1 protein-coding gene and 1 pseudogene are annotated in these 1,100 nt (G+C 75.7%); both read right to left on the reverse strand.

Features of this window, described 5'->3' with window-relative positions; all coding sequences use genetic code 11:
* Positions 1–662: pseudogene (locus KBX53_RS33855) on the reverse strand (ABC transporter permease); the annotation flags it as partial.
* The coding region (locus KBX53_RS33860) for an ABC transporter ATP-binding protein (RefSeq protein ID WP_210863910.1) at positions 659–1,100 on the reverse strand (442 nt) is incomplete at its 5' end. The pseudogene KBX53_RS33855 and the gene KBX53_RS33860, both read right to left, overlap by 4 nt.

Raw genomic sequence — 1,100 nt, forward strand, 5'->3', positions numbered from 1 at the left:
GTGTACGCCCTGCTCCCGTCGGCGGCGGCCACGGCGCGGCCGAGGCGCAGGTCCAGCCGGCGCAGCGCCACCGGACTGACAGCGACCTCACCGGCCTGCTGCGGCGCCCGGCCGGCCCGGAACCGCACCAGCCCACGGGCTAGCGGATCGGCGAGGTCCAGCACCCGACCGTTCACGACCTCGTCGCGGTGCGGGCCGCGCAGTGTCAGCGGAACGCGCTGACGAACCTCGGTGACCCGGCTGCCCGGCCCGAGCAGCTCGGTCAGCTGGGCCGCGGTCACCTTGGCGGGGAGCTCGCCGTCGCGGGTGTACCAGCCCTCACCCCACTCGTCCTGCCCCACCGGGGCGTTGGCGATCCACTGCAGCTGCGCGTCGGCCACGCCGAGGCGGCGGTCGACGCGTTCCTGTGGAGTCAGCTCGGCCATGTCGTAACTGGCGGCCAGGAAGGCCAGCGCCGCGACCGGCATGGCGATCATCGCGAGCACCAGGATGGTCCGCCGTCGGGACCGGCGTGACTCCCGCCGGGCGATCCGCAGCGCCGCCCGCCAGGAGCCGGTCAGCTCGGCGAACCGCCGTCGGCCGACCGGGGCGGGCGGCGCGACCGGCTGCCGTGACGCGCTGTCGGCCCGACCGGGGGCCCGTGGCAGGCGGCGGATGGTCACCGTTCGCTGCCGGACAGCAACTGCTCGACGCTGCCCAGCGGCGCCGTGGTGTCGACGAGGACGCCGTCGCGGAGGAACACCACCCGGTCGGCCCAGCCGGCGTGCCGCGCCTCGTGGGTGACCAGCACTCCGGCGGCACCCGCGTCGATCCGGCGGCGCAGCAGGTGCAGCACCGCCTCACCGGTCTGCGAGTCCAACGCCCCGGTGGGCTCGTCGGCGAGGACCAGCCGGCGTTCGCCCACCAGCGCGCGGGCGATCGCCACCCGCTGCTGCTGCCCGCCGGAGAGTTGGTCCGGGAAGCGGTCGCCCAACGCGGGCAGGCCCACCTCGGTGAGCGCAGTCATGGCCAGTGCGCGGGCCCGACGCCCGCTGGTTCCGTCGAGTTCCAGCGGGAGCGCCACGTTCTCCAGCGCGCTGAGGCTGCCCAGCAGGTTGAGC

It is taken from the genome of Micromonospora sp. M51, from assembly GCF_018070305.1.
GTDB classification, from domain to species: domain Bacteria; phylum Actinomycetota; class Actinomycetes; order Mycobacteriales; family Micromonosporaceae; genus Micromonospora; species Micromonospora parva.